The 24,544-nt window shown below is 60.3% G+C and carries 26 protein-coding genes; 3 read left to right on the top strand and 23 right to left on the bottom strand.

Annotation, left to right across the window (positions count from 1 at the left end; all coding sequences use genetic code 11):
* Positions 1-546 carry a molybdenum cofactor biosynthesis protein B gene (gene moaB / locus BMZ42_RS01225; protein WP_091517666.1) on the top strand — a complete coding sequence of 182 codons (546 nt, stop codon included), beginning with the start codon at positions 1-3 and terminating at the stop codon, positions 544-546.
* Positions 547-550: 4 nt separating this feature from the next.
* Here moaB and BMZ42_RS01220 read toward each other — a convergent pair whose 3' ends face one another.
* Entirely contained in the window at positions 551-1,072 is a 522-nt protein-coding gene (locus BMZ42_RS01220) for a glycosyltransferase family protein (protein WP_244523105.1), read from the bottom strand.
* 109 nt (positions 1,073-1,181) lie between these two features.
* Here BMZ42_RS01220 and BMZ42_RS01215 point away from each other — a divergent pair, with 109 nt between their 5' ends.
* Positions 1,182-2,336, top strand: a complete 1,155-nt coding sequence (locus BMZ42_RS01215) for a PA0069 family radical SAM protein (RefSeq protein ID WP_091517665.1) — start codon at positions 1,182-1,184, stop codon at positions 2,334-2,336.
* 144 nt (positions 2,337-2,480) lie between these two features.
* On the top strand, positions 2,481-3,131 hold the full coding sequence (locus BMZ42_RS01210) for a ribonuclease HII (RefSeq protein WP_091517663.1): 651 nt from the start codon (positions 2,481-2,483) through the stop codon (positions 3,129-3,131).
* Between the two features lie 72 nt (positions 3,132-3,203).
* On the opposite strand, the gene BMZ42_RS01205 is transcribed toward BMZ42_RS01210, so the two are convergent.
* From BMZ42_RS01205 to BMZ42_RS01100, 22 genes are all read right to left on the bottom strand, one after another.
* Positions 3,204-3,683: a F0F1 ATP synthase subunit B gene (locus BMZ42_RS01205; protein ID WP_091517662.1), complete on the bottom strand. Its 480-nt coding sequence runs from the start codon at positions 3,681-3,683 to the stop codon at positions 3,204-3,206.
* Positions 3,684-3,687: 4 nt separating this feature from the next.
* Complete coding sequence (locus BMZ42_RS01200) at positions 3,688-4,260, bottom strand: F0F1 ATP synthase subunit B (protein ID WP_091517660.1); 573 nt, start codon at positions 4,258-4,260, stop codon at positions 3,688-3,690.
* Positions 4,261-4,323: 63 nt separating this feature from the next.
* Entirely contained in the window at positions 4,324-4,551 is a 228-nt protein-coding gene (locus BMZ42_RS01195) for a F0F1 ATP synthase subunit C (protein ID WP_091517659.1), read from the bottom strand.
* A gap of 75 nt (positions 4,552-4,626) precedes the next feature.
* Positions 4,627-5,376 carry a F0F1 ATP synthase subunit A gene (locus tag BMZ42_RS01190; RefSeq protein ID WP_091517657.1) on the bottom strand — a complete coding sequence of 250 codons (750 nt, stop codon included), beginning with the start codon at positions 5,374-5,376 and terminating at the stop codon, positions 4,627-4,629.
* A gap of 40 nt (positions 5,377-5,416) precedes the next feature.
* Positions 5,417-5,770, bottom strand: a complete 354-nt coding sequence (locus tag BMZ42_RS01185; RefSeq protein WP_091517655.1) for an AtpZ/AtpI family protein — start codon at positions 5,768-5,770, stop codon at positions 5,417-5,419.
* Positions 5,771-5,942: 172 nt separating this feature from the next.
* Positions 5,943-7,115: a cell wall hydrolase gene (locus tag BMZ42_RS01180; RefSeq protein WP_420492431.1), complete on the bottom strand. Its 1,173-nt coding sequence runs from the start codon at positions 7,113-7,115 to the stop codon at positions 5,943-5,945.
* 103 nt (positions 7,116-7,218) lie between these two features.
* Complete coding sequence (der, locus tag BMZ42_RS01175) at positions 7,219-8,664, bottom strand: ribosome biogenesis GTPase Der (RefSeq protein WP_091517654.1); 1,446 nt, start codon at positions 8,662-8,664, stop codon at positions 7,219-7,221.
* A 12-nt stretch (positions 8,665-8,676) separates the two neighbouring features.
* A complete protein-coding gene (locus BMZ42_RS01170) occupies positions 8,677-9,342 on the bottom strand; it encodes a tetratricopeptide repeat protein (RefSeq protein ID WP_091517652.1) in 666 nt (221 codons plus the stop codon).
* Between the two features lie 111 nt (positions 9,343-9,453).
* Entirely contained in the window at positions 9,454-10,611 is a 1,158-nt protein-coding gene (locus tag BMZ42_RS01165) for a YbfB/YjiJ family MFS transporter (RefSeq protein WP_091517650.1), read from the bottom strand.
* Positions 10,612-10,688: 77 nt separating this feature from the next.
* Positions 10,689-11,039, bottom strand: a complete 351-nt coding sequence (locus BMZ42_RS01160; protein WP_091517648.1) for an arsenate reductase — start codon at positions 11,037-11,039, stop codon at positions 10,689-10,691.
* Positions 11,040-11,046: 7 nt separating this feature from the next.
* Positions 11,047-12,609 carry a glutamine-hydrolyzing GMP synthase gene (gene guaA, locus BMZ42_RS01155; RefSeq protein WP_091517647.1) on the bottom strand — a complete coding sequence of 521 codons (1,563 nt, stop codon included), beginning with the start codon at positions 12,607-12,609 and terminating at the stop codon, positions 11,047-11,049.
* 155 nt (positions 12,610-12,764) lie between these two features.
* Positions 12,765-13,223: a PaaI family thioesterase gene (locus tag BMZ42_RS01150; protein WP_091517645.1), complete on the bottom strand. Its 459-nt coding sequence runs from the start codon at positions 13,221-13,223 to the stop codon at positions 12,765-12,767.
* Between the two features lie 87 nt (positions 13,224-13,310).
* Positions 13,311-13,763 (bottom strand): TspO/MBR family protein, encoded by a 453-nt coding sequence (locus BMZ42_RS01145; RefSeq protein ID WP_091517643.1) that lies wholly within the window; start codon positions 13,761-13,763, stop codon positions 13,311-13,313.
* 68 nt (positions 13,764-13,831) lie between these two features.
* Positions 13,832-15,121, bottom strand: a complete 1,290-nt coding sequence (locus tag BMZ42_RS01140; protein WP_091517641.1) for an RsmB/NOP family class I SAM-dependent RNA methyltransferase — start codon at positions 15,119-15,121, stop codon at positions 13,832-13,834.
* Positions 15,122-15,251: 130 nt separating this feature from the next.
* Complete coding sequence (locus BMZ42_RS01135) at positions 15,252-15,869, bottom strand: L,D-transpeptidase (RefSeq protein ID WP_091517639.1); 618 nt, start codon at positions 15,867-15,869, stop codon at positions 15,252-15,254.
* Between the two features lie 148 nt (positions 15,870-16,017).
* On the bottom strand, positions 16,018-16,434 hold the full coding sequence (locus tag BMZ42_RS01130; RefSeq protein WP_091517637.1) for an MAPEG family protein: 417 nt from the start codon (positions 16,432-16,434) through the stop codon (positions 16,018-16,020).
* Positions 16,435-16,464: 30 nt separating this feature from the next.
* Positions 16,465-17,199 (bottom strand): GGDEF domain-containing protein, encoded by a 735-nt coding sequence (locus BMZ42_RS01125; RefSeq protein ID WP_091517636.1) that lies wholly within the window; start codon positions 17,197-17,199, stop codon positions 16,465-16,467.
* A gap of 157 nt (positions 17,200-17,356) precedes the next feature.
* Positions 17,357-18,859, bottom strand: coding sequence for an IMP dehydrogenase (guaB, locus tag BMZ42_RS01120; protein WP_091517807.1), 1,503 nt, complete (start codon positions 18,857-18,859; stop codon positions 17,357-17,359).
* Between the two features lie 138 nt (positions 18,860-18,997).
* A complete protein-coding gene (gene glpK, locus BMZ42_RS01115; protein WP_091517634.1) occupies positions 18,998-20,488 on the bottom strand; it encodes a glycerol kinase GlpK in 1,491 nt (496 codons plus the stop codon).
* 30 nt (positions 20,489-20,518) lie between these two features.
* Positions 20,519-22,027: a glycerol-3-phosphate dehydrogenase gene (gene glpD / locus BMZ42_RS01110; RefSeq protein WP_091517632.1), complete on the bottom strand. Its 1,509-nt coding sequence runs from the start codon at positions 22,025-22,027 to the stop codon at positions 20,519-20,521.
* Positions 22,028-22,181: 154 nt separating this feature from the next.
* Positions 22,182-22,949, bottom strand: coding sequence for a DeoR/GlpR family DNA-binding transcription regulator (locus BMZ42_RS01105; RefSeq protein WP_091517631.1), 768 nt, complete (start codon positions 22,947-22,949; stop codon positions 22,182-22,184).
* Between the two features lie 76 nt (positions 22,950-23,025).
* The gene (locus tag BMZ42_RS01100) at positions 23,026-24,435 is read right to left on the bottom strand and encodes a helix-turn-helix domain-containing protein (protein WP_091517629.1); all 1,410 of its coding nucleotides are present in this window, start codon (positions 24,433-24,435) and stop codon (positions 23,026-23,028) included.
* Positions 24,436-24,544 lie beyond the last annotated feature (109 nt).

Genomic DNA, 24,544 nt, shown 5'->3' with positions numbered 1-24,544 from the left:
ATGTCCCGTATCGATGAGAACCGGCCCTTCATTCCCGTCGGAATCGCTGTCCTTACGGTCTCGGATACACGCACGCTTGAAGAGGACAGGTCAGGCCAGACGCTGGCAGACCGGATCGCGGAAGCCGGCCACCGCCTCGCTGCGCGTGAACTGGTCGCAGATGACGTTACGGCAATCCGCAATCTGGTTCAGCGTTGGAGCGAAGATGCCGCGATCGACGTGATCATCACCACCGGCGGCACCGGCTTTACCGGACGCGATGTCACTCCGGAAGCCGTCGAGCCCCTGTTTGAAAAACGGATGGACGGGTTTTCCGAAGTCTTCCATCGCATTTCCTACGACAAGATCGGCACCTCCACCATCCAGTCACGTGCGACGGCGGGCGTCGTCAACGCAACCTTTGTCTTCGTTCTGCCGGGCTCTCCCGGAGCATGTCGCGATGGCTGGGACCATATCCTTCGCCCCCAGCTCGACTACCGCCATATGCCGTGCAATTTCGTGGAAATCATGCCCCGGCTCGACGAGCATTTGAAACGTGGTGCCTGAGGCTTCAACGCGGAGCGGCGAAGATCACGCCTTCGACACGCCGTGTTCGCGTCGAACGGGCTATATCGTTGGCGGTCAGATGTCCTGTCGCCAGTGCCTGCGCCTTCAGGACGACTAGACCGTCGCGCAACGGGCGCCTACCCTGACGCCATCTTTCCGCCCATGACGGTCGCGACGCCGGCACGCAGCTGAAGCGCATCGCAACACTGTCGGCTGCCATCAGCGTGTACAGCGGATCCGCCCAGCCATCGCCCAATCGCGCGCCGGGTTCCAGCAACAGCAGCCATTCACAGCGTGCAAGCCTGATCCCGTCGCACGCGCTCGATCGCGGCAGGTAAGTGCATCCGGCATGATCCGCCACGATCTCAATGGCATCATTTGTCGCCGCGTCGCAAACGATCACCTCGCGGACGACACCATCCACCGCGGCCGGAATCAGCGATGCCAGCGTCGCCGCAAGCCCTTCCGCATTCTCGTCAGCTTCGATCACCACAGACAGCATTGGCCCCGCATATAGCAAAGACATCGACAGCACCAGCATCCTGACCCAGCACAAAGTTCTTTCTTTGTTCCATTTCGGCTTTTAGGAATAGATTCATCAACGGCAACCGAATCGGTGCCCGAAGGAGCCGCAGATGGAACCGATCAGACAGGCAGACGCCGCCGCTTTCACCTCGGGTGGAACCCCGATGGCGAATGCGCTCATCGATGAAAGCGGTCTGCGCGTCGGCTTCGACAGGAGGCGCGGTCGCGCAGCAGGCATCAATCCTTCGGGTCGCTATGAGCCGGTGACGCGCCATGTTTTCGACGATGGCTGGAACACGCTGGAGGATCTCCCGCCATTCAAGACGCAGGTGCAAGTCGAAAAGCCGCGCACCATCATCACCCGAAACAGTTCGCCAGATATTTCATTCGACCGCTCGATCAATCCCTATCGGGGTTGTGAGCACGGTTGCGTCTACTGTTTCGCGCGCCCGACGCACGCCTATATGGGCCTTTCCGCAGGGCTCGATTTCGAGGCCAAGTTGTTCGCCAAGCCTGACGCCGCCCGCATGCTTGAGCGAGAATTGGCCAAGCCCGGATATGAACCGCGCACGATCGCGATAGGCACAAACACAGACCCCTATCAGCCAGTCGAGCGCGAATGGCGCATCATGCGCGAGATACTCGAGGTACTCGAAGCGCACGATCATCCAGTGGGCATCGTCACGAAATCGGCGCTGGTCATGCGCGACATCGATATTCTGGCGCGCATGGCGGAAAAGGGTCTGGCGAAAGTCGCGCTTTCAATCACCACGCTCGATCGCAAGCTCGCCCGCACAATGGAGCCCCGCGCGGCTACACCGCCGCGCCGCCTTGAGGCGATGCGGGCGCTTTCCGATGCGGGCATTCCCGTGTCGGTCATGGTCGCGCCAGTCATTCCCGCGCTCAATGACCAGGAAGTCGAGCGCATTCTGGAATCAGCCCATACCGCAGGCGCGCGCGAAGCGGGCTACATCATCCTGCGGCTGCCGCTGGAGGTGGCTCCCGTTTTCAAGGACTGGCTACTGCGCCACTACCCGGATCGTTACCGGCACGTGATGGCGCTGATCCGCTCGATGCGCGGGGGCAAGGACTATGACGCTGAGTGGGGCAAGCGCATGAAAGGTGCGGGGCCCTACGCCTGGCAGATTGGCCGCCGCTTCGAAATCACCGCAAAGCGGCTCGGCCTCAATGCCGAAAAGCGGCGGCTGCGCACGGACCTGTTCAAAGCACCGCGCGGGCCCGGCGAACAGTTGCAACTCTTTTGATTCGACGGCGAGGCACAAACCTCGCCTTCAACGAGATCCGTCCGGCTGCCTGTCCCCTTGAGCCCGACGGAGACTTTCCGCCCGTGCCCCAATCGGCGGGAAGGTCTTGCGGAGAATCGGAGCCGATGCGAGCATCGCCGCACCATGACTCAATCGCGTTCCGATTCTCCTCTTCTTTTCGAAATTCCGCTGCGTCCGGATTATACTCTTGAAAACTCAGCCCGCCGCGAGGGGCTCTGGCCTGTTGCCGGCACCGACGAAGCTGGCCGGGGGCCGCTGGCAGGACCAGTGGTGGCTGCGGCGGTCATCCTCAATCCCGATTGCATTCCAGCCGGCCTCGACGATTCCAAGCGAATGGATGCGCAAGCCCGCGCGGTCGCTTTCGAAGAGATCCTGAGCAAGGCTGTCGCGATCTCATTTGCCTCCTGCTGTGCTGGCAGCATAGACACCGGCGACATTCGCAAGGCCAGCCTTGAGGCAATGCGGCGGGCGGTTGCAGGTCTGCCGACCCAGCCCCGAATGGTTCTTGCCGACGGGCGCGATGTCCCGCCGGGCCTGTTCTGCCTTGGGCGCGCTGTCGTCAAGGGCGATCAGCGCTCACAGTCGATTGCAGCTGCATCGATCGTCGCCAAAGTCATGCGGGACCGGATGATGGCGCGCACCGGCTTTTGCCTGCCTGCCTATGGATTTGAAGTGCATATGGGCTATGCGACGGTGCGTCACCGTACCGCCATTACGGAACATGGCCCTGCAGAAAGACTACATCGGCTGTCTTTCGCGCCATTTCGTCGGTAATGCGCCTGTTCTGAAAATGAAAACGCCGCCCTGGAGGCGGCGTTCAGTGCTTTTCATCCGATAGTGTTCATATCAGTTGAAGTTAGCTTTGACATCAGCCAGCGAGGCCTTGAACAGCGAGCCATCGGCTTTGGCATCGACCTTGTCCGAAAGCAGCCGGCCAGCGGCCAGAACGGCAATATCCACGGCGCGGCTGCGCACTTCGTTGACCGCATCGCGTTCGGCCTGAGCGATCTTCTGCTCGGCAAGTTCAGTCCGGCGAGCAACATACTCTTCGGTCTTTGCCTTGGCTTCCACGACCAGCGTCTCAGCTTCGATCTTAGCTGCAGCGACGATGTCGCTCGCCTCTTTCTCCGCTTCGGCCCGCTTGACCTTGTACTCGTCCAGAAGCTGCTGAGCTTCTTCGCGAAGCTTGCGGGCTTCCTCGATGTCGTTACGGATACGCTCCGCACGATCATCGAGCGATTTGCCGATCATCTTCGGCACGCCGAAGTAAGCGATGATCGCGAGGAAAACGAAAAGGCCGGCTGTTGCCCAGAATGTAGCATCCATCGGCTTAACCCCTCGCTGCCTTGACGGCGGCTGAGACAGCTGCCTTCTCGGCCTTCACACCAACAAGTTCCTGAACGATCAGATCGGCGGTTTCCTCGGCGATCTGGTCGACGTCACGCATTGCTGCATCCTTGATCAAGGCGATGCGGGCTTCGGCCTCGACAAGGCGCGAGTCCAGCGTTGCCTCAACCTGCTTGCGCTGGGCTTCGGCTTCCGCCTTGGCGCCATCGCGAGCCTGCTGACCAATAATTGTCGCTTTGGCGCGTGCATCTGCCAGTTCCTGCTCATAGGCAGCAACCGAAGCATCTGCTTCTTCCTTCAGGCGAGCGGCCTGATCGAGATCCTGCGAAATGCGACTGCTGCGCACCTCCAGAATTCCCTCGATGCGAGGCAGAACGACCTTTTTCAGGAAAAGGTAGAACAGGCCAAACGTAATCGCCAGCCAGACGAGCTGGGAGACATAGGTCGAGCTATCGAAGGGCGGAAACGCGGTTTCCTCGTGCACGTCGATCTCGAGCTCTGTCTGCAGCTCACTGCTAGATGTCGATTCCTGCGCGTAAGCAGGTGCCACGAACATGGGCATCCCCTGTCAGAAAGAAGTCGGCCGCGTGATCGCAGCCGACTTGTGCAGCTTCAGGTCTTAGACGGCGAACAGCAGCAGCAGAGCGATCAGCAGCGAGAAGATGCCGAGTGCTTCAGTCACTGCGAAGCCGAAAATCAGGCGGCCGAACTGGCCGTCAGCAGCGGATGGGTTGCGCAGAGCGCCCGACAGGTAGCTGCCGAAAATGTTGCCGAGGCCGAGTGCCGTACCAGCCATGCCGAGGCAAGCCAGACCTGCGCCGATGTAACGTGCTGCTTCCGCTTCCATGTCAAACTCCTTGTGACTTTCGTGATTGCGGTTTTCGTATCGACGGCAAGCCGCCGGTGAAAAGAGAATTGCTCGTCAGTGACCCGGATGCACCGCGTCGTTGAGATACATGCAGGCCAGGACGGCGAACACGTAGGCCTGAAGGAAGGACACCAGGAACTCAAGCCCGGTGATCGCCACCGTCATGATCAACGGGAGGATCGCACCAGCCACACCCAAGGCGCCCAGCGAGCTCAGCGAGACGATAAAGCCTGCAAACACCTTCAGTGTGATGTGTCCGGCCAGCATGTTGGCAAACAGACGAACCGAAAGGCTGATCGGACGGGAAAGGAAAGAAATAAGCTCAATCACCACGACCATCGGCAGAACAGCCATCGGCACGCCTGACGGAACGAACAACTTCAGGAATTTGAAGCCGTGCTTGTAGAAACCGTAGACGAGAACCGTGCCGACAACGAGAACGGCGAGCGCAAACGTCACGATGATCTGGCTGGTGACAGTGAAGAAGTAAGGGAACATGCCCAGCATGTTCGCCATCAGCACGAACATGAACAGCGAGAACACCAGCGGGAAAAACCGCATTCCGGCGGTCCCGGCAGCGTCGCGCAGCATGTTGGCGACAAACTCGTAGGACATTTCCGAAACCGACTGGAGCCGGCTTGGCACAAGGCTGCGGCTCGACGTTGTCAGGTAGAGAAACGCACTTGTCACGACAACCGTTGCCACCATGAACAAGGAGGCATTGGTGAACGACAGGTCATAGCCGCCAACTTCAAGCGGAATCAGTTTCGAAATCTGAAACTGGTGAATTGGATCGTTGGCCACTGAAACCCCTCGATGCGTCACGAGCGCTGTCGCGCAATTGTTACCTGTCGGGCCCGTCTGGCCCCATTCCGGTCTTAGGCTGGGCAACCACGCCTGCTGAACGCAGAACATTGAGCACACCAGCCGCGAATCCCAAGAGCAGGAAGATGATCAGACCCCAAGGTGATGTACCCGCCACCTTGTCAATCAACCAACCCAAACCTGCCCCAACCGCTATCGCGGAGATGAACTCGCTTGATAGCTTCATTGCCTGTCCGTAGCCAGCCGTTCCGCCATCTGCAGATGGCTCGTCTTGCTTACGCACAGGATTCCTTGCCGCGAGCTTCGCCTCCAGTTCCTGGGTGCGACGCGCCAGATCGTCCCGACTTTTTTCAGGTCCAGACGGCATGCACATCCCGCTTTCTAAGTCGCGCGCAACATAGTTAGGGGCCACTGCCCAGTCAAGCCGGGGCGCGGGGGAGAATGGGGGCGTGAATGCCCCATAATATCAGAGGGTTAAAAAGCTGCGACAATGCGCCATCATGCGCGAAAGGGAATCGCTGCGCCCAAAACCGCGAATTGCCGTGTCAGCGCCAGCCGCCGCCATAGGTGCGGTAGAAGACGTGAAGCCCGATTTTCTTCATCTTTTCCATGGTTCGTGCCCATGGCGGCCGCACATAAGTCGCGTGATAGTGGGTAGCGGACCCGACTTCCTCAATGAATATCTTGCCCGCCGTGACCGCCATCGCGACTTCCTGCGCCACGCGATAATGTTCGCGGCTGGCGACCTTAGGTCGCGACCCATCACAGGCGAATGAGAACTGGCATCGATTCCGCCAGTCCTGGTTCTGATAGACAACGCTGCAGATTGTTGCCGGATAAGCGGGATTGCGGACCCGGTTGAGAATCACCTGCGCAACCGCAGCCTGCCCTTTGACATCCTCGCCTCGCGCTTCAAAATATATCCCTTCAGCCAGACATTGCTGCTCTTTCGCCGAAAACACCGTTTCAGGAAGCGGAGTGCTCATCCACGCATGATCCCCCTCGCCAACCGGAGGGATGTATCGCCCGGCATTTTCGTCTTCGCCTTTAAGCAGCGTTGCGAATGGCGACGCCCGTGCATAATCGGGCTGCGAAGGGGCATAGGCAGTTGCCAGAATATCCGGCGTGTCATTGGTGACGAGATCGGCAAGAAAGGCTGGAACAGCGTGATCGGCCTTGTTCACCTTCGGATGGAACGCAGCGGCGATCTGGATTTCCTTGCCCTGAATCTCAGGGGCCTGGAACGCCATTTCCAATCCGGTCTCGATCTGGCTGTCGAGCAGCGAACTGGTGCGCTGGAAAACTGAGCCAGCATTGAACGATTTCGGGGGCGCCACCGGCGCTACGTGCACGATACGTGCCCGCTTGTCATCGCGTGTTACGCGCAATTCGTCAGGGCTGTCCGCGACATCGCTCTTGCCCCGAAAAGCGACGGTGCCGACACCAGGCGCAGACACCCCTGCCCCGGAAATGGATCCGGTGACGGTCGAATCGATGAAGGGCATTTCGGCGGCGTGGATGGACCCGGCCACGGAACGCTCGACAAACGAAGACCAGCGGGCGGCACTGCCCTCCATGCCGGAAACGAGGCTCGTCATGTCCTGATACGCGGCGGTGGTCGGCGACCCGATCCATATTCCGAGACCCACTACAAGCGGCGCGGCAAAAGACCGCAAGCCACCTGTGCTTTCACACCGGCGTGAAACTTGTCGACGCACGCATACTCTCCAGAAACGCTTGTACCCACTAGCCAATGATAGTGGTGTATTAACCTTGATGGAGCGTTAACGGCGTCGGCAGTTACGAGATCACGAAACCGTGTCAGGTGCGTTTTTTGGCGCGTCCGGCAAACGGGTTGTCCGGCGCGCGCAAGGCGACACGAATCGGCACACCCGGCATGTCGAATGTCTCGCGCAATCCGTTCACCAGATAGCGGACGTACGACTGCGGCATCGCTTCAGGGCGCGAGCACGACAACACAAATCCTGGCGGACGTGTCTTCACCTGCGTGATGTACTTGATCTTCAGACGTCTTCCGGCGACTGCCGGTGGCGGGTGGTGTGCCAGAACGCCTTCAATCCAGCGATTGAGCTTGCCGGTGGAAACGCGACGGTTCCAGACGCGATGGGTCTTTTCGACCGCCTCCATCAGCTTGTCGAGGCCCCTGCCCGTTTCACCCGAAACCGTAACAGCCTGCACGCCGCGCACCTGCGGCAGCAGGCGCTCGGTCTTTTCGCGCAACTCGGCGAGAAGCTCCTGCGGGTTCTCGATCAGATCCCATTTATTGAAGGCGATGACCGGCGCGCGCCCTTCACGGATGATCAGGTCGGCGATCTGCAGATCCTGCTTTTCGAACGGAATTGTCGCATCCAGCACGATAACGACCACTTCGGCAAAACGGATGGCGTGCAAGCCATCCTGCACCGACATGCGTTCGAGCTTTTCCTGCACCTTCGACTTGCGGCGCATTCCGGCGGTATCGAACAGCTTGATGCGGCGTCCGCGCCAATCCCAATCGACCGAAATCGAATCGCGCGTGATGCCCGCCTCCGGTCCGGTCAGCAGACGTTCCTCACCAATGAAGGCGTTGATCAGGGTGGACTTGCCCGCATTCGGGCGGCCAACCACCGCAATCTGCAGCGGCTTCGTCCGGTCATACTCAGGGATGATCTCCGCGTCGGGATCGTCGACATCCTCACCGATCAGTGCGGCGGCGTTTTCCGGTGCGCTGACGGTCTCGTCGTCCTCGTCATCCTCCGGCAGAGCGCGCTCTTTGCCGATCGCCTCCACGATTGCGTGACGCAGATCGACGAGACCCTCGCCATGCTCGGCGGAAAACGGGATTGGCTCGCCGAGTCCCAGTTCCCACGCCTCAAGCGCACCACTTTGCGCGCCACGTGACTCGGCCTTGTTGGCGACCAGAACGACCGGCTTGCCGGTGCGTCGCACCACTTCGGCGAAAGTGCGGTCGTCGGGCATCAAGCCGGCGCGCGAGTCGACCATGAACAGGACCAGATCCGCTTCCCGGATCGCAGTTTCGGTCTGCGCTCGCATCCGCTCTTCGAGCGAATTTGCCGCTGCGTCCTCAAGACCAGCGGTATCGATCACGTCAAAGCGCAGGTCATAAAGCTTGCCTGCATGACGTCGCCGGTCACGCGTGACACCCGGCTGATCATCGACGAGTGCAAGCTTGCGACCGACCAGCCGGTTGAACAGTGTCGACTTGCCGACATTCGGACGGCCAATGATGGCAACCGTAAAACTCATGATCGGTCCTGATTACGACGACAGGCCCGAACCGCGGATCAGTTCAGACATCATCTCGGCGCGCTGGCGCAGGTTTCGTGGGGCGTTCTGATCGTCAAGAATCTGATCGAACAAAGCTTGCGCGTCGGCCAATCGTCCTTCGCGCCAGGCTGCAAGACCGAGCGCCTCGCGGGCCGAGTAGCGCAGGGCATTGCTGTCCGCGGTCAGTGCTTCGACACGGCTTGCAACATCGCTGTACGAGCCATGATCGACAAGCAGCAGCGCGGCACGAAGACGGGCCATGTCGCGTATCGAACTGGTCACCGCGCGGTCCGCCGCGACCTGGTCAAAAGCTGCAACCGCACCGGCGGCATCGCCAGCTTCTGCAAGAACGGTCGCTCCGCGCATCCGGGCAAGCACCGGATAGGCGCCGTAGCCATCAGCTTCGAGCTGCACCAGAGCGGCCTTGGCTTCCTCGGTGCGTCCCTCGCGGGCGAGCGTCAGCGCCTGCGAATAATCATCGCCGGACGCATTGGCGCGCGACTGGCTCCAGTAGTCCCAGCCGACCCAGGCGGACGTCGCCACCACCACCGCGACCGCAGCAGCGATGATGATGGTTCCGTAGTTTTCCCACAGGGCCTTCGCCTGATCCTGGCGGAGTTCCTGGTCTACTTCACGAAAAAAACTGTCGTCGGACATCGTTCACCGGTTAACTGGAAATCGGGCAGCGTTGGCCGCGCCCATCAATTGCTGGCATCGGTTTAGGCGGAATCTCCACCGCATGGAAGAGGCGGCACCGAAAAAGCCAGCTTACACGCGCTTTCCAGCTCCATATGCCACAAAAGCGGCGACGAGAAGGACGACCGACGCCAGGAGTGAAGCTGCAGTAAAATTTCCGGTACGATCAGCGATCGCGCCCGCCGCGATCGGGCCGATGATCTGCCCGACGCCAAACGCCGCCGTCATGAGCGCGAGGGCGCGACGCGGCGATGCTCCGGCGATCTGACGGCCAAATTGAAGGCCAAATGCGGTGATCGCGATGAATGTGCCGCCCAGCAGAACGCCGCCGATCAGCGGCCCGGCATATCCGCCAACAGTGACGCTCGCCACCACTCCGATCGCCTCCACGACGCACCCCACCGCGAAGACCCTGGCAAGCCCCCAGCGCCCTACCATCTTCCCCCAGAGCCAGACCGAAGGCACGCCGGCAAGTCCGGCCGCAATCCACACGATCGATTCGAATTCGACGCCAAGACCGTCCTGACGGACAATGGCCACAAGGAAAGTCGCCGTTACGATGTAGCCGAAACCAAACAGGCCATAAGCCAGCGTGATGCGCCCCATCGCGCCGGTCATCGACAGATTGGGCTCCGGCACCGGACGCGTCGAAGCACCCGGTTCGCGATCGAGCAGCATATACACGATCAAAACGCCGATCGCCGACACCACGGCTCCCGCCAGCCAGTCCGCCCGCCAGCTTGCGGCCATGTAGCCCAGCAGACCGGTCACGAGGGCTGAAATCGCCATGCCGCCGCCAACGCCGCTGAAGTGCCAGGCACTCAGATCGCTGCGCCCAGCACGCGCCAACCGTGAGAACACGATTGTTGACATGAACACCATCATGAACGCGCTGGCGACACCGGCCAGGAAACGTATCGCAAGAAATGCGGCAACGCTGTCGGTCATCGCCATCGTGCCGGTCAGCACGGTACTGGCAACAAGCGAGCCCAAAGCCACATTGTGCTCGCGGCCTTCCGCCCAGCGGCCAGCCGCCACAAATGCACCGATGAGATAGCCAAGATAATTCGCCGATGCGATAAGGCCGGCATCACTCGCCGAAAGCCCGAGTGCATGCATCATCCCCGGCAGGATCGGCGTATAGATGAAGCGGCCGATCCCCATCCCGACCATCATCCCGGCTGCGCCTGCAGCAGCATAGATCAGCGGTGATCGAGGGGGAGCAATCATGCGGCTCAAGCTAAAGACGGCATCCGGCCCTGCAAGGAAAATATGCGCCTGGACCAGCCATTACCCTGATCGAGACATTACCCTGCAAACAATGCTTCATAACGTTCCGGCTTGAAGCCGACTTCGACAGTGCTGGCCGTCACCAGAACCGGGCGCTTGATCATGGTCGGCTCTGCCACCATCAGGTCGATGGCGCTCGCTTCAGTCACATCGGCCCGGACTTCATCCGGCAAGGCCCGGAACGTCTTGCTCGACTTGTTCAGAACCTTGTCGAGGCCAGCTTCGGCGATCCATTTCTCGACATCCGAACGCTCCACGCCCGAAACCCGGTAGTCGTGGAACGTGTAATCGATCCCCTGAGCACCCAGCCACGTGAAGGCCTTCTTCATCGTGTCGCAGTTCTTGATGCCGTAGATGGTAACCGTCATGCCGTGATTATTCCCACTCAATCGTGCCGGGCGGCTTCGAGGTGATGTCGTAGACGACACGGTTGATGCCGCGCACTTCGTTGATGATGCGCGTGGCTGCCCGGCCGAGGAATTCCATGTCGTAGTGATAGAAATCGGCGGTCATGCCATCGACTGACGTCACTGCCCGCAACGCGCAAACCGATTCGTATGTCCGTCCGTCGCCCATGACGCCAACCGTCTGAACGGGCAGCAACACGGCAAAAGCCTGCCAGATCTTGTCGTAGAGACCCGCCTTGCGGATTTCATCGAGATAGATCGCGTCCGCTTCGCGCAGGATGTCCAGCTTTTCGCGGGTAATGCCGCCGGGGCAACGAATGGCAAGACCGGGTCCGGGGAACGGGTGGCGTCCGATGAAGCTTTCCGGCAGGCCCAGTTCGCGGCCGAGCACGCGCACCTCGTCCTTGAACAGCTCGCGCAGCGGCTCCACCAGCTTCATGTTCATGCGCTCGGGCAGGCCGCCAACATTGTGGTGGCTCTTGATGGTCACTGACGGACCACCAGAGAACGACACGCTCTCGATCACGTCCGGATAGAGCGTTCCCTGTGCGAGGAACTCAGCGCCGCCGAGCTTCTTGGCCTCTTCCTCGAACACTTCGATGAACAGCCGGCCAATGATCTTGCGCTTGGTTTCGGGGTCGGAAACGCCTTCCAACTCACCAACGAAACGGTCAACCGCATCAACGTGGATGAGATGCAGATTGTAGTGCTCGCGGAACATGGCAACGACATCCGCCGCCTCGTTCTTGCGCATCAGGCCGTGGTCAACAAGAATACAGGTGAGCTGTTCGCCGACAGCCTCGTGGATCAGCAGTGCTGCGACCGACGAGTCGACGCCGCCGGACAACGCGCAGATCACACGACCTCCGCCGACCTGCTCGCGGATTTCTTCAACCGCACGCGCACGGTAGGCCGACATCGACCAGTCACCGGTAATGCCAGCAACCTTGCCGACGAAGTTCGCCAGCAGCTTGGCGCCATCAGGCGTGTGCACGACTTCCGGATGGAACATCGTCGTATAGTAACGGCGGCTCTCATCGGCAGCGATGGCGAATGGTGCATTCTCCGAGACGCCGATGACCTCGAAGCCTTCAGGCGCCTGCGTGACGCGGTCGCCGTGGCTCATCCACACCGGATATTTCTTGCCAACTTCCCAGATGCCCTCGAACAGCGGGCTTTCCTTGAGGATCTCGACCTCTGCACGCCCGAACTCGCGGCCGTGTCCGCCTTCGACCTTGCCACCCAACTGGGTTGCAAGAACCTGCTGTCCGTAGCAGATCGCAAGGATCGGGAGGCCAGAGTCGATCACCGCTTGCGGCGCGCGCGGGCTGCCTTCATCGAGGACCGAAGCCGGGCCGCCGGAGAAGATGATCGCCTTTGGCGAAAGCCGCTCGAAGGCCGCTTCTGCGGATTGAAAGGGAACGATTTCGCAATAGACGCCCGCTTCGCGGACGCGCCTGCCGATCAGCTGGGTGACCTGGCTGCCGAAGTCGATAATGAGGACTGTGTCGGGATGGGCTGTCGTGTTCATGGCGAGCCTGTAATGAAATCCGCGCGCATTCGCAATGGGGCGCAAGCCTCGCGCACAGATCAAATATCATTCAATCCTGTCTTGAAGCCTTGTCAGGGCGTCAAATCAACCCCGCCATGGGCACGTCCCTCCCCGGTCCACAGCGAAGTTCCCGCTTACCCGGCGAGGTCGCCCCGACCGCTGATCACCATCATCGTTCCGGTCATCGTCGCGATCATGCGCGCATTGCCCTCGGCGTCGAATGCGAAAGCCTGCCCGTCGGCCACCATGATCGTTCGCCCCGGCTTTGTCACCGAGCCGCGAAATAGGAACCGCTCCCCCTTGCCCGGCGAAAGCAGGTTGACCTTGAACTCGATCGTCAAGACCGCCGAGTCTTCGGGCATCACCGAATATGCCGCATAGCCGCACGCGGAATCCAGCGTCGTCGAGATAATCCCTGCATGCAGGAAACCATGCTGCTGGGTCAGCTCGGGGCTGAACGGCATCTCGATCTCGACCTCGCCTGGGTTGACGCGGGTCAAGTCCGCACCAATGGTGGTCATGATCTTCTGGCGCTGGAAACTATCGCGCACGCGCGTTTCGAAGTCTCCGAACGCTTCAAACTTCACCGACATGGCTTTCCTCACCGGCAATCCCAGAATTGGCGCCTGCTTATCGTGTGACAACACGATCATGCAATGCTCATTGTGCAATGCATGATGCTAATTAAGCACGAACACGGCCATGGTCAGCAAGGTCGCAAAGCTGACCCACGCCAGATACGGGGCGAAAAGCAGTCCGGAAACCCGGTCGTTGTTCCACACCAGCCGCATGAAAACCACGATTGCCGCCAGCATTGCGAGGATCACAACCATCGCGATACCCGGCGAGTGCAACGAGAAAAACACTGGCGACCACAGGAAATTCAAACCCAGCTGGCTCCACCATGCCCACATCGCTTCGCGTAGATCCTGGCGTTGCCACACCCGCCAGCCTGCAATGGCAATGAAGACATAAAGCACGGTCCAGACCGGCGCGAAGATCCAGTTCGGCGGATTGAAGGATGGCTTGTTCAGCGCCGCATGCCACGCGCCAGGCACGTTGGTCGCCCCGATAAGAAGGCCACCGCCCACCACCAGAAGCAAAAACAGCACCAGCGAGAAATATTTCGTCATGAAGCCACCGTGTTGCCTGACGCCTAAGAACGGTAGTTTCGGCTGTTAGTTCCGCAAGTCTGAACCGATCAGCCCCCAGCCCGCGTCATGACCGACAAGAAAAACCCGTCCGTTCCCGTCCGCGCTGGGCTCAACACGATGCCGTTTGCATCCAGGCGTACCTTGTGGGTCGTCTCGCCAAACCGCTCCTGCCAAAGGCTTTCTGAGTCATTTGCCGCAAACTCGGGATTTTCAGCCAGGAATGCCTCGATCTGCCTTTGGTTTTCCTCCGGAAAGACCGAGCAGGTGATGTAGACCATCCGTCCGCCGGGACGGACATAATTGCAGGCCTTACGCAAAATTTCGAACTGCTCACGCGTGCGAATGGCAAGCTGACGCTCGTTCAGACGCCATTTGGCATCCGGGCGGCGGCGCCAGGTTCCCGATCCGGTGCACGGTGCATCAACCAGCACCAGATCCATCATCCCTCGCAATGGCTCGAGGCTGGCTTCACCAACGGCGGCCTGCACGTTGCGCGCCCCGGCACGCCGCAAGCGTTCGTGGATCGGTGACAGCCTGTGTTTTTCCGCATCATGGGCAAAGATCTGCCCGGTATTTTCCATCATCGCCGACAGCGCGAGTGTCTTGCCGCCTGCTCCAGCGCAATAGTCAAGCACCTGCATCCCCGGCGCAGCGCCGGCAAGTTCCGCCACGATCTGCGAGCCTTCGTCCTGCACCTCGAACCAGCCATCCTCGAATGCCTGATCCGCCTGCACATTGGGGTGGCGTCCACTTCCTTCGACGGGCGGGATGCGGATTCCTTCGCTGGCCAGCGCGGTCGCAACTGCATCTTCACGCTGCAAGCGAGCCAATACCTTGTCCCGGCTTGCAGCCAAGGTATTGACGCGCAGATCCAACGGAGGGCGCGCAGCCAGGGCGGCAAGCTCGTCTACCCAATCATCGGCAAATCCTGATTGCACCTCCTCCAGAAACAAGTCCGGGCAATCGGCGCGGTCAGCGTCCGGCGCGTCCACCAAGCGGCGCGTTGCAAGCGCGTCGAGTTCACGCTGGCTCAGAGCTGGCGGGGCAAATTGATCCCCTTCGACCGCTGCGTTGATCGTCGCGCCATCCATGCCCTGCTCAAGGCACAGCGCACCGATCGCAATCGAACGCGAGGCCTCGTCGTCCATCAGCCAGGCTGCCGAGCGCCTGCGCCGCAATGCATCGTAGACGATGTTGCCGATGGCAGCCCTGTCGCCAGCACCGGCAAAGCGATGCGCCTTGCCCCAGTCCTTCAATGCATCCGCCGCCGGGCGGTTCTTGTGTGAAATGTCGTCCAGAACGTCGATGGCTGCGGCGAGCCTGCCCCCAAGGCGCATGATGTCACTCCATTGCCGGTTGACCCGAATGGACCCTGACTAGAGCATTTCGCCATGGAAGGGAATGTTCGCCGAGGGGCGCAATTAAACGTCCGGCAACGGCGTCAGAGCAGCGCGCTTTTCGCTGCCCTCAAGCCTGGATGACCACCACATTCGCCCCGACCGGCACCCGCTCGTACAGATCGACGACGTCATGGTTCATCATCCGCACGCAGCCGCTGGAGACCGCAAGGCCAATCGTCTGCGGCTGGTTGGTGCCGTGGATACGGAACATCGTATCCGCGCTGCCGCGATAGAGGTAGAGCGCCCGTGCGCCAAGCGGGTTGGTCAAGCCGCCAGGCACCCCGCCGGCATATTGGCGATTTCGCGGATCGCGATTGATCATGTTCTGCGTCGGTGTCCAGCTTGGCCATTCAGCCTTGCGCCCGACCCGCGCGTGTCCACGCAGAGCCAGCCCTTCCCGGCCAACCCCGATGCCGTAGCGCATCGCACGTCCATCGCCGAGCACGTAGTAAAGACGACGCGCCGGCGTATCGACGACGATCGTGCCCGCTGGATGCTTGGTCTCATAGGCGACTTCGCGGCGGCGCAACTCCGGCTTGATCTTTTCTGGAGAGAGCGCTGCGAGCGGGAAGCGCGGATGCGGGACAGCCGCGTAGTTCTGATAGTCGCTCCGGTATTCCGTCGCCGAGCATGCGGCGAAAAACAGCGGTAGTCCGATCACGAATCCCCGACGCGAAATGCTCATGACGTCTCCCAGACCTTCCAGATTGCTTAGGCAAGCAGTAGCGGCATTATGGTTAACGAAACATTGCAGGCAACGAAGAAACGCGACTCACATCTCAGGCTTCAATCATCGTCACGACCAGCCGATCGCCAAGAGATTTGCGCCCGTCTCAGCTTTCAATCAGCTGCAGCGCGAGCAAAAGCCAGAGCACAAACACCATCACGAAACCGGCGATGAACACAGGCTGGCGATAGCGGATGCGATTGGACGTGACATGAATAGCCGTATGCGCATAGCGGGAAACGACGAAAACCCAGGCCACCGCCAGCGACAGCGTTCCCACGCCCTGCGTTACATAGAGCGACAGACAAGCAATATGAAACAGCACCGGAAGCTCGAACTGGTTGCCGAGCGCGTTGCGTACGAACAGGCTTTGCGCGGGCTCGTTCTGGTTTTCGCGAAACTGTGAGATCTTGGCGCTGCCGCTCATCACGGCCGCCTTGCGTCGCAGCGACAGCAACCCGTAGATCAGAAAGACGAGAAGCACATGGCCGATCATCGGCCAGAAGATCGCAGTCTGTTTCATGATGTCTCGCTCTATCGGACGATAATGCTACTAGCTCTCGGCTTCCTGCACGATGCGAGTGCGATGCCGCTTGCTTCTGTAAAGATTGGTGTCTGACCCCGCCATCAGATCCCGGAATGTCAGCCCGGCCTTGCAGACCTGATGGCCGAACGACACACCAAGCTGATAGTCAAGGAGACCGCTTCGCTTCCTGAATTCACGCGCTGCCACTTCATTGATCCGTTGCGACAGTTCAGCGACATCACCTATCGGATGGGGAACAAAAGCGCAGAATTCATCGCCGCCGATGCGTGCGATCAGGCTCTCCTCGCCAAGCACTGATGACAGCGCCTCTGCAACGGCAAGGATCGCATCGTCGCCAGCCAAATGACCGTAGCTGTCATTGATCGCCTTCAGATAGTCGATATCTGCGATACAGAAACTGCCACCCACTCCATGCACGCGCGCCACCTCGAACTGCTCGACAAAACTGCGTCGATTGAGGAGGCCGGTCAAAGGATCGGCGCTTGCGGTTTTTGCCAGCTGGTTCGTCTTCTTGAGCAGATCGCGATATGATGATTCCAGAGCGTCCAGCTTGGTAAACCAGACCAGTCCCAGCGGGATTGCGATGACGAACGGCAGAATCAGGCGGACGGCAATCGTGACAGCGTCAGCCTGCGTGCCCATCATGAGCCGGATACCGGTCGAGAACGAGATCGAGATCGCCGCCGCGACAAGCGTGACGATCGCTGTTCGTTTCCATACCGATTTCGAAGGCAAAACCAAAAATCACCGTGCAGGGCCAGTAATCTGTTCAACAAGCTCCTGCATAGCACGAGCGCAGTAATTGCCAACTAACGCGAACTGACGCATTTGAAACAATGCCAGCGCATTGAGTGGCACGGCACCAATATTGCCATGCCACCCAGTATTCCGCCACAGATCAGATCGCGCCAGGATAGTTCGGGCTTTCCCGTGTGATCGTCACATTGTGGGCGTGGCTTTCGCGCAGACCCGCGTTCGAAATCCGCACGAAGGTTGCGCGCGAGTGCAATTCCGACAGATTCGGCGCGCCGACATAGCCCATCGCCGCACGCAGTCCGCCAACCAGCTGATGCAAGACACCGCCCACCGGCCCCTTGTAGGGCACCTGACCTTCAATGCCTTCCGGCACCAGCTTCAACGTATCGCGCACTTCCGCCTGAAAATAGCGATCGGCCGAGCCGCGCGCCATTGCACCCACCGATCCCATGCCGCGATAGGCCTTGAACGAACGGCCCTGATGCAGATAGACCTCGCCCGGGCTTTCGTCGGTGCCAGCCAAAAGCGATCCGACCATCGCCGCGCACGCGCCTGCGGCCAGCGCCTTGGCAAGGTCACCTGAGAACTTGATGCCGCCATCGGCGATGATACCGACGCCCGCCTTGTCCGCGACCTCGACCGCAGACATGATCGCCGACAGCTGCGGCACACCCACACCGGCAACGATGCGCGTGGTGCAGATCGAGCCGGGCCCGATGCCGACCTTGACGCCATCGGCGCCAGCATCAATCAGCGCCATCGTGCCAGCCGCGGTCGCAACGTTGCCCGCAATGATGCGGACGTTGTTCGACAGCTTCTTTGCGCGTGTCACCGCATCCAGCACGCGCTGTGAATGGCCATGCGCGGTGTCGATCACCAGAAGGTCGACCCCGGCGTCGATCAGCCGCTCGGCACGTTCGAAACCGTCATCACCGACGCTTGTCGCCGCTGCAACGCGCAGGCGACCCTGCGCATCCTTGGCCGCGTTCGGGTTCAGCTGCGACTTTTCCATATCCTTGACCGTGATCAGACCGACGCAGCGTCCGCCACCGTCAACCACCAGCAGCTTCTCGATACGGTGGGTGTGCAGAAGGCGCTTGGCCTCTTCCTGATCGACATTCTCGCGCACCGTAACGAGGCGCTCATGGGTCATCAGGTCGCTGACCTTCTGGGCCGGGTCGGATGCAAAACGAACGTCGCGATTGGTAAGGATGCCCACCAGCTTGCCGGTCACATGGCCGCCGGTGCCGCCATTTTCGACCACCGGAATACCGGAGATGCCATGTTCGCGCATCAGCGTCTGGGCATCGCCCAACGTCGCGTCGGGCCCGATCGTCAACGGGTTGACGACCATGCCGCTTTCGAAGCGCTTCACCTGCCGAACCTGCTCGGCCTGCTCTTCCGGCGTGAAGTTGCGGTGAACCACCCCGATACCACCGGCTTGCGCCATGGCGATCGCGAGGCGACCATCGGTGACGGTATCCATCGCCGCAGACAGGATCGGGATATTGAGTTCGATGTCACGGGCGATGACCGTGGAAACATCGGTCTGGCCCGGCATCACTTCAGAGTGCCCCGGCTGGAGCAGCACGTCGTCGAAGGTCAGCGCCAGCGCGCCAGTTGCCGTTTCAATAATCTTTGCCATTTCCGATCCTTCGACGTTCAGATACACGAAAGGGACGCGCCAGCTAAAGCTCGCAGCGACTCGGTTTTTTCCCCTTCAGAATGGCGCTGGCTCGTACCACGGGGGCCAGAAAAAGGAAAGCCTGTTTGGTGGCAGCACCTATGCGCTGAGCGTACGTCTCACGGCATCCTGCCAGCCGGCGAGCTTGCGTTCGCGCAACGCGCTGTCCATCGCCGGCTCAAACCGGCGATCAAGCGCCCAGCTCTTTGCAAATGTCGCCTGACCCGGCCAGACACCCGCGCGCGAGCCCGCCAGCCAGGCAGCGCCGAGCGCCGTGGTCTCAAGAATGGTCGGTCTGTCGACGGGTGCATCGAGAAGGTCGGCGAGCCGCTGCATCGTCCAGTCCGACGCGACCATACCACCATCGACCCGCAACACAGTCGCGCTGGAAGCTGCTTTCCAGTCTCCGTGCATCGCCATCAAAAGATCGTGTGTCTGGTACGCCACCGCCTCCAGCGCCGCACGCGCGAATTCCGCCGGGCCGGTATTGCGTGTCAGGCCAAAGATGGCACCGCGCGCATTCGCATCCCAATGAGGCGCGCCAAGGCCGACAAAAGCGGGGACGAGATAGACGTCCTGCGTCTCGTCTGCCTGCGCGGCCAGTTCACCGCTCTGTCCTGCCTTGTCGATCACCTTCAGCCCGTCGCGAAGCCATTGCACAGCCGCGCCGGCGATGAAGATCGACCCTTCGAGCGCATAGGTCGTCTTGCCGTCGAGGCGGTAGGCGATAGTGCCGAGCAGCCGATTTTGCGAGCGCACCAGCTTGTCGCCGGTGTTGAGCAGCGCAAAACAGCCGGTGCCATAGGTCGACTTCATCATGCCCGGTTCGAAACAGGCCTGTCCGATCGTCGCCGCCTGCTGGTCGCCTGCAACGCCGAGAATGGGGATAGGCCCACCAAACAGCGCCTCGTCGGTCAATCCGAAATCGTCGGCGCAATCCTTCACCTGTGGCAGCATGGCTGCCGGGATGCCGAGGATGCCGAGCAGTTCCTCGTCCCACTCGTTGCGCTCGATATTGTAGACCAGCGTGCGCGATGCGTTGGTCGCGTCGGTGGCATGCACCTTCCCGCCCGTCAGCCGCCAGATCAGGAAACTGTCGATGGTCCCGGCGAGCAACTCGCCCCCGTCGGCCCGACCAGCCGCGCCTTCAACATTTTTCAGGATCCAGGCGATCTTGGTGCCGGAGAAATACGGATCAAGCAGCAGCCCGGTCTTCGCGGTGAAGATCGGCTCCAGCCCTCTGTCTTTCAGCTCCAGGCACATTTCTGCGGTGCGGCGGTCCTGCCAGACGATGGTGTTATGAACCGCTTTGCCCGTCTTCCTGTCCCAGACAACTACCGTTTCGCGCTGGTTGGTGATACCGATGGCGGCGATGTCGCCTGCGCTCAGGCCGGCCTTTTTGATTGCGGTCTCAACCGACCACACCACGGTCGACCAGATTTCCTCCGGGTCGTGCTCAACCCACCCCGAGGCGGGGTAGTGCTGGGCGAATTCCTTCTGGCCGATGGCAACGACCTTCATGTCCTTGTCGAACACGATTGCGCGACTCGACGTCGTGCCCTGATCGATCGCCAGAATATAGCCGCTCATGCTTTTTCCCCCGGATCTCGGATCACGCGCTCAGGCGCTGATATTCGCGCTCATGAATGCATCGAGATCCGCAATTTCGCCAGTGCTGAGTCGCAGACCCCGCTTGGTGCGCCGCCAAACAACATCGTCGGCGGTCAGCGCCCATTCGTATCGCATGAGGTAACGTATTTCAGCCTCATAGAGATCCGCGCCAAAACACTGCCCCAGCGCGGAAGCCTCCGTCGCATCTCCCAGCAGCTGGCGTGCGCGCGTGCCATAAAGGCGCACCAGCCTGCGGGCATGGCCGTCGTCGAGGAAGCCATAGTCGCGCATCAGCGCCTTCACCTGCGCCTCAAACCCCGACGCGGGAAAATCACCGCCAGGCAATGGTGCATCGGCAGTCCATGGCTGGCCTTTTTTGCCCAGGAACCCCTCGATCTTCTCAAGCGCATGTTCCGACAGGCGTCGATAGGTGGTGATCTTGCCGCCGAATACGTTCAGGAGCGGCGCAGCGCCATCGCCGCCTTCGGTCTTGAGCACATAATCCCGCGTTGCTTCCTGCGCCTTGGACGCGCCATCGTCATAAAGCGGCCGGACGGCGGCATAGGTCCACACTACATCGTCGCGCGTCACCGGCTCGGCAAAATACTCGCTCGCTGCCGCACACAGATAGTCGACTTCGTCATCTGTGATCCGCACGTCGCGTGGATCGCCACCATAGTCTCGATCAGTGGTGCCGATCAGGGTGAAGTCTTCCTCGTAGGGGATCGCAAAGATGATCCGCCCATCTGCATTCTGGAAGAAATAGGCGCGCGGATCATCGAACTTGCGCGGGATGACGATGTGGCTGCCCTGAACCAGCCTCACATTGTGCGCGCCCGATTTGCCCAGAACACCGCCGAGCACTTCATCAATCCACGGTCCCGCCGCATTGATGACCATCCGCGCTTTCACGTCCCAGCGCTTCTCGCCATGCGTTTCCTTGAGGCTGATCACCCAGTGATCGCCCTCGCGCCGCGCGCCAACAACCGTGCTGCGGGTCGCAATCGTCGCGCCCTTATCCGCTGCGTCGCGCGCATTCAGAACGACGAACCGCGCATCATTGACCCAGCAATCCGAATATTCGAACGCGCGAGAGAAAAGCTTCTTGAGAGGGCGTCCGGCAGCATCCGCGGTCATGTCCAGCGTTTGCGTCTTCGGCAGCAGCTTGCGCCCTCCGATGTGGTCGTAGAGGAACAACCCAAGCCGTAGAAGCCAGGCCGGGCGCAATCCCTTGTGATGGGGCAACACGAACCGCAACGGCCAGACAATGTGCGGCGCGTTTTTCCAGATCACCTCGCGCTCCATCAGCGCTTCGCGCACCAGACGAAACTCGTAGTGCTCCAGATAACGCAGCCCGCCATGGATCAGCTTGGTCGACCCCGACGACGTGCCGCTGGCCAGATCGTTCATTTCGGCAAGATAGACGGAATAGCCCCGCCCGACGGTATCACGAGCGATCCCGCACCCGTTTATGCCCCCGCCGATGACAAACAAGTCGTGGATCGCGGCATTTTCCACTGTGGCCTCCACAGGCGATTGCAAGGCAAAATGCCTCGCTGAAACTATATGGAAAATAATTCGAACCTATAACGAATGTCAAACGAAATATCTCTTGCAAAACCCGTCTCGCGCCCTCCCAGCATCCGTCGATGCTGGGATTCCGACCCGGCAGTTAGATGGTGTTCGTCTCGACCAGATCGACCTCCGCCTCCCTGCAAATCGTTCTGATGGTCGCGATATCGCAATGGTCGGTAATCAAGGTGTTGACCTGGCTGAGGTGACCAATCCGCACCGGTGCCGTGCGTTCAAACTTGGTGGAGTCCGCCACAAGGATGACGTGCCGCGCATTGGCGATGATCGCCTGCGCCACCTTCACTTCGCGGTAATCGAAGTCCAGCAATGCGCCATCATGGTCAATTGCCGATGCGCCGATCACGGCATAGTCGACCTTGAACTGGCGAATGAAATCCACCGCCGCCTCGCCGACGATGCCTCCATCCGAGCCGCGCACCACGCCGCCGGCAATCACCACCTCGATGGAGGGGTAAACACGCATCCGGTTGGCGACGTTGATGTTGTTGGTGATCACCATGAGCCCTTCATGGTCCAGCAGCGCGTTCGATACCGCTTCGGTCGTCGTGCCGATATTGACGAACAGCGATGCATTGTCGGGGATGATCCGCGCCGCGGCACGCCCGATGGCATCCTTTTCGTCCGCCGCCATCTTGCGACGTGCTTCATATTGGACGTTTTCGATGCCGGAAGGAAACAAGGCCCCACCGTGAATCCGGGTCAACAGACGCCGGTCGCACAACTCGTTCAGGTCCTTGCGGATCGTCTGCGGCGTCACGCTGAAATGCGCGGCAAGATCGTCCACAAGCACCCGGCCATTATCCTTGGCCATCTGGATTATCTCGGCGTGGCGCGGCGGCAGGAACATGTGGGCTTCCTTTGCTTTCGTTTCGACAAACCCTAGCCACAAACGAAAGCGATGGGTAGCGCCTATTCAGGCCGCCCTAATCCAGTTGATAGGGCACGGCCCCGCGCTTGTTGCGATCGACGACCAGCCGGCGTTTGAGCGGCGGCACCGCACGCTGGACACAGTTGGTGCGCTCGCAGATGCGGCAGGAAATGCCAATCGGGTCGTAGCGGCGACGATTGTCGAGTTCCATATCATCGGCATAAACGAAATCGCCTGCATGGGTGATTTCGCAGCCGACAGAGATCGCATAGCGCCGTTGCGGCGTACCGAAGCCGCCGCCGCCCTTTCCAATCTCGGTCGCGAGGCAAAGATAGCGTATCCCATCCGGCGTTTCGGCCAATTGCCGGATAATCTGTCCGGGCCGCTCAAAAGCCTGATGCACGTTCCAGAGCGGGCACGCCGCGCCGAAACGGGCAAACTGCAGCTTGGCGGCGCTATGCCGCTTGGTGATGTTGCCGGCACGGTCGATCCTGGCAAAGAAGATCGGGACACCCTTTCGACCCGGCCTTTGCAGTGTGGAGAGCCGGTGCGCGACCTGTTCGATGCTGGCGCCAAAACGCATGGCCAGAAGTTCCAGATCGTGCCGCAACTCAGTCGCCGACGCCAGAAACGTCTCGTATGGCATCATCAACGCGCCAGCGAAGTAGTTGCACAGGCCGATCCGGCAGATTTCACGCGCCTCGTTCGAATGAAAGTTGGCGCTGTCGATGATCGCTTCGATGGTCGCCGACATTTCCAGCGCGCCCACCTGAAACGCAACCTGAAAGCTGCGCGTTGACACTGGCGAGAACGGATCGAGCAGCAGCGTGCGTGTCTCAGGATCGTACCTGCGCAGCGTTTGCTCGTCCGGGGACGATCGATCTATGCGAACTGAATGTCGCCTTTCCAGATGTTCAGGCAGCGCTGTGAACGGGTGCCGGTCGGGAATTCGCAACTTTGATGACAAATCCTCGGCGGCAAGGTCCAGATCGTGGATGTAATTGTCCACGAAATGAAAGAAATCGCGCACTTCTTCATAGGGCGTTGGCTCCACCGCCACCGACTGCCCAAAACTGTCGTCGAAACTCGCCAGCTGTTCGGAATTGCGCCGATAGGCCTGGTGGGCCGCAATCAAGGCGTGCGCAAAACCCGGCGCGTTCTGAGCAACCAGCTTCAGCTCCTGAAGCGAAGGACGCGATGTTTCGAATAGCGGGTCGCTGATCGTCTCGGAAAGCACCGAAAGCAGCCGGGCGCTTTCACCTGCGGAAAAATCGGCAATATCGATGCGAAAAGTCTCAGCCAAGGCGAGCAAAACGGAAGCCGACACAGACCGCTGATTATTTTCCAGCTGGTTCAGGTAGCTGGTCGAGATCCCGATCCGCTCGGCAAACGCAGCCTGCGTCAGCCGATTTGCCTCGCGCAGATCGCGTATCTTTCGTCCAATGAACAGCTTGTTGTTACGCATTTTGCAATTTTGCCTTTTGCAATTTTGCAAAAACTACATTACGCGCCTCCGCCCCTTCAAGTCTTTTCATTTCCCCTGAAGCGTTTATGCGCTTTATTGAGCTGGAAAA

The sequence above is a fragment of the Aquamicrobium aerolatum DSM 21857 genome (assembly GCF_900113935.1).
Taxonomy (GTDB): domain Bacteria; phylum Pseudomonadota; class Alphaproteobacteria; order Rhizobiales; family Rhizobiaceae; genus Aerobium; species Aerobium aerolatum.
This window is presented reverse-complemented; position numbering and strand designations above follow the sequence as displayed.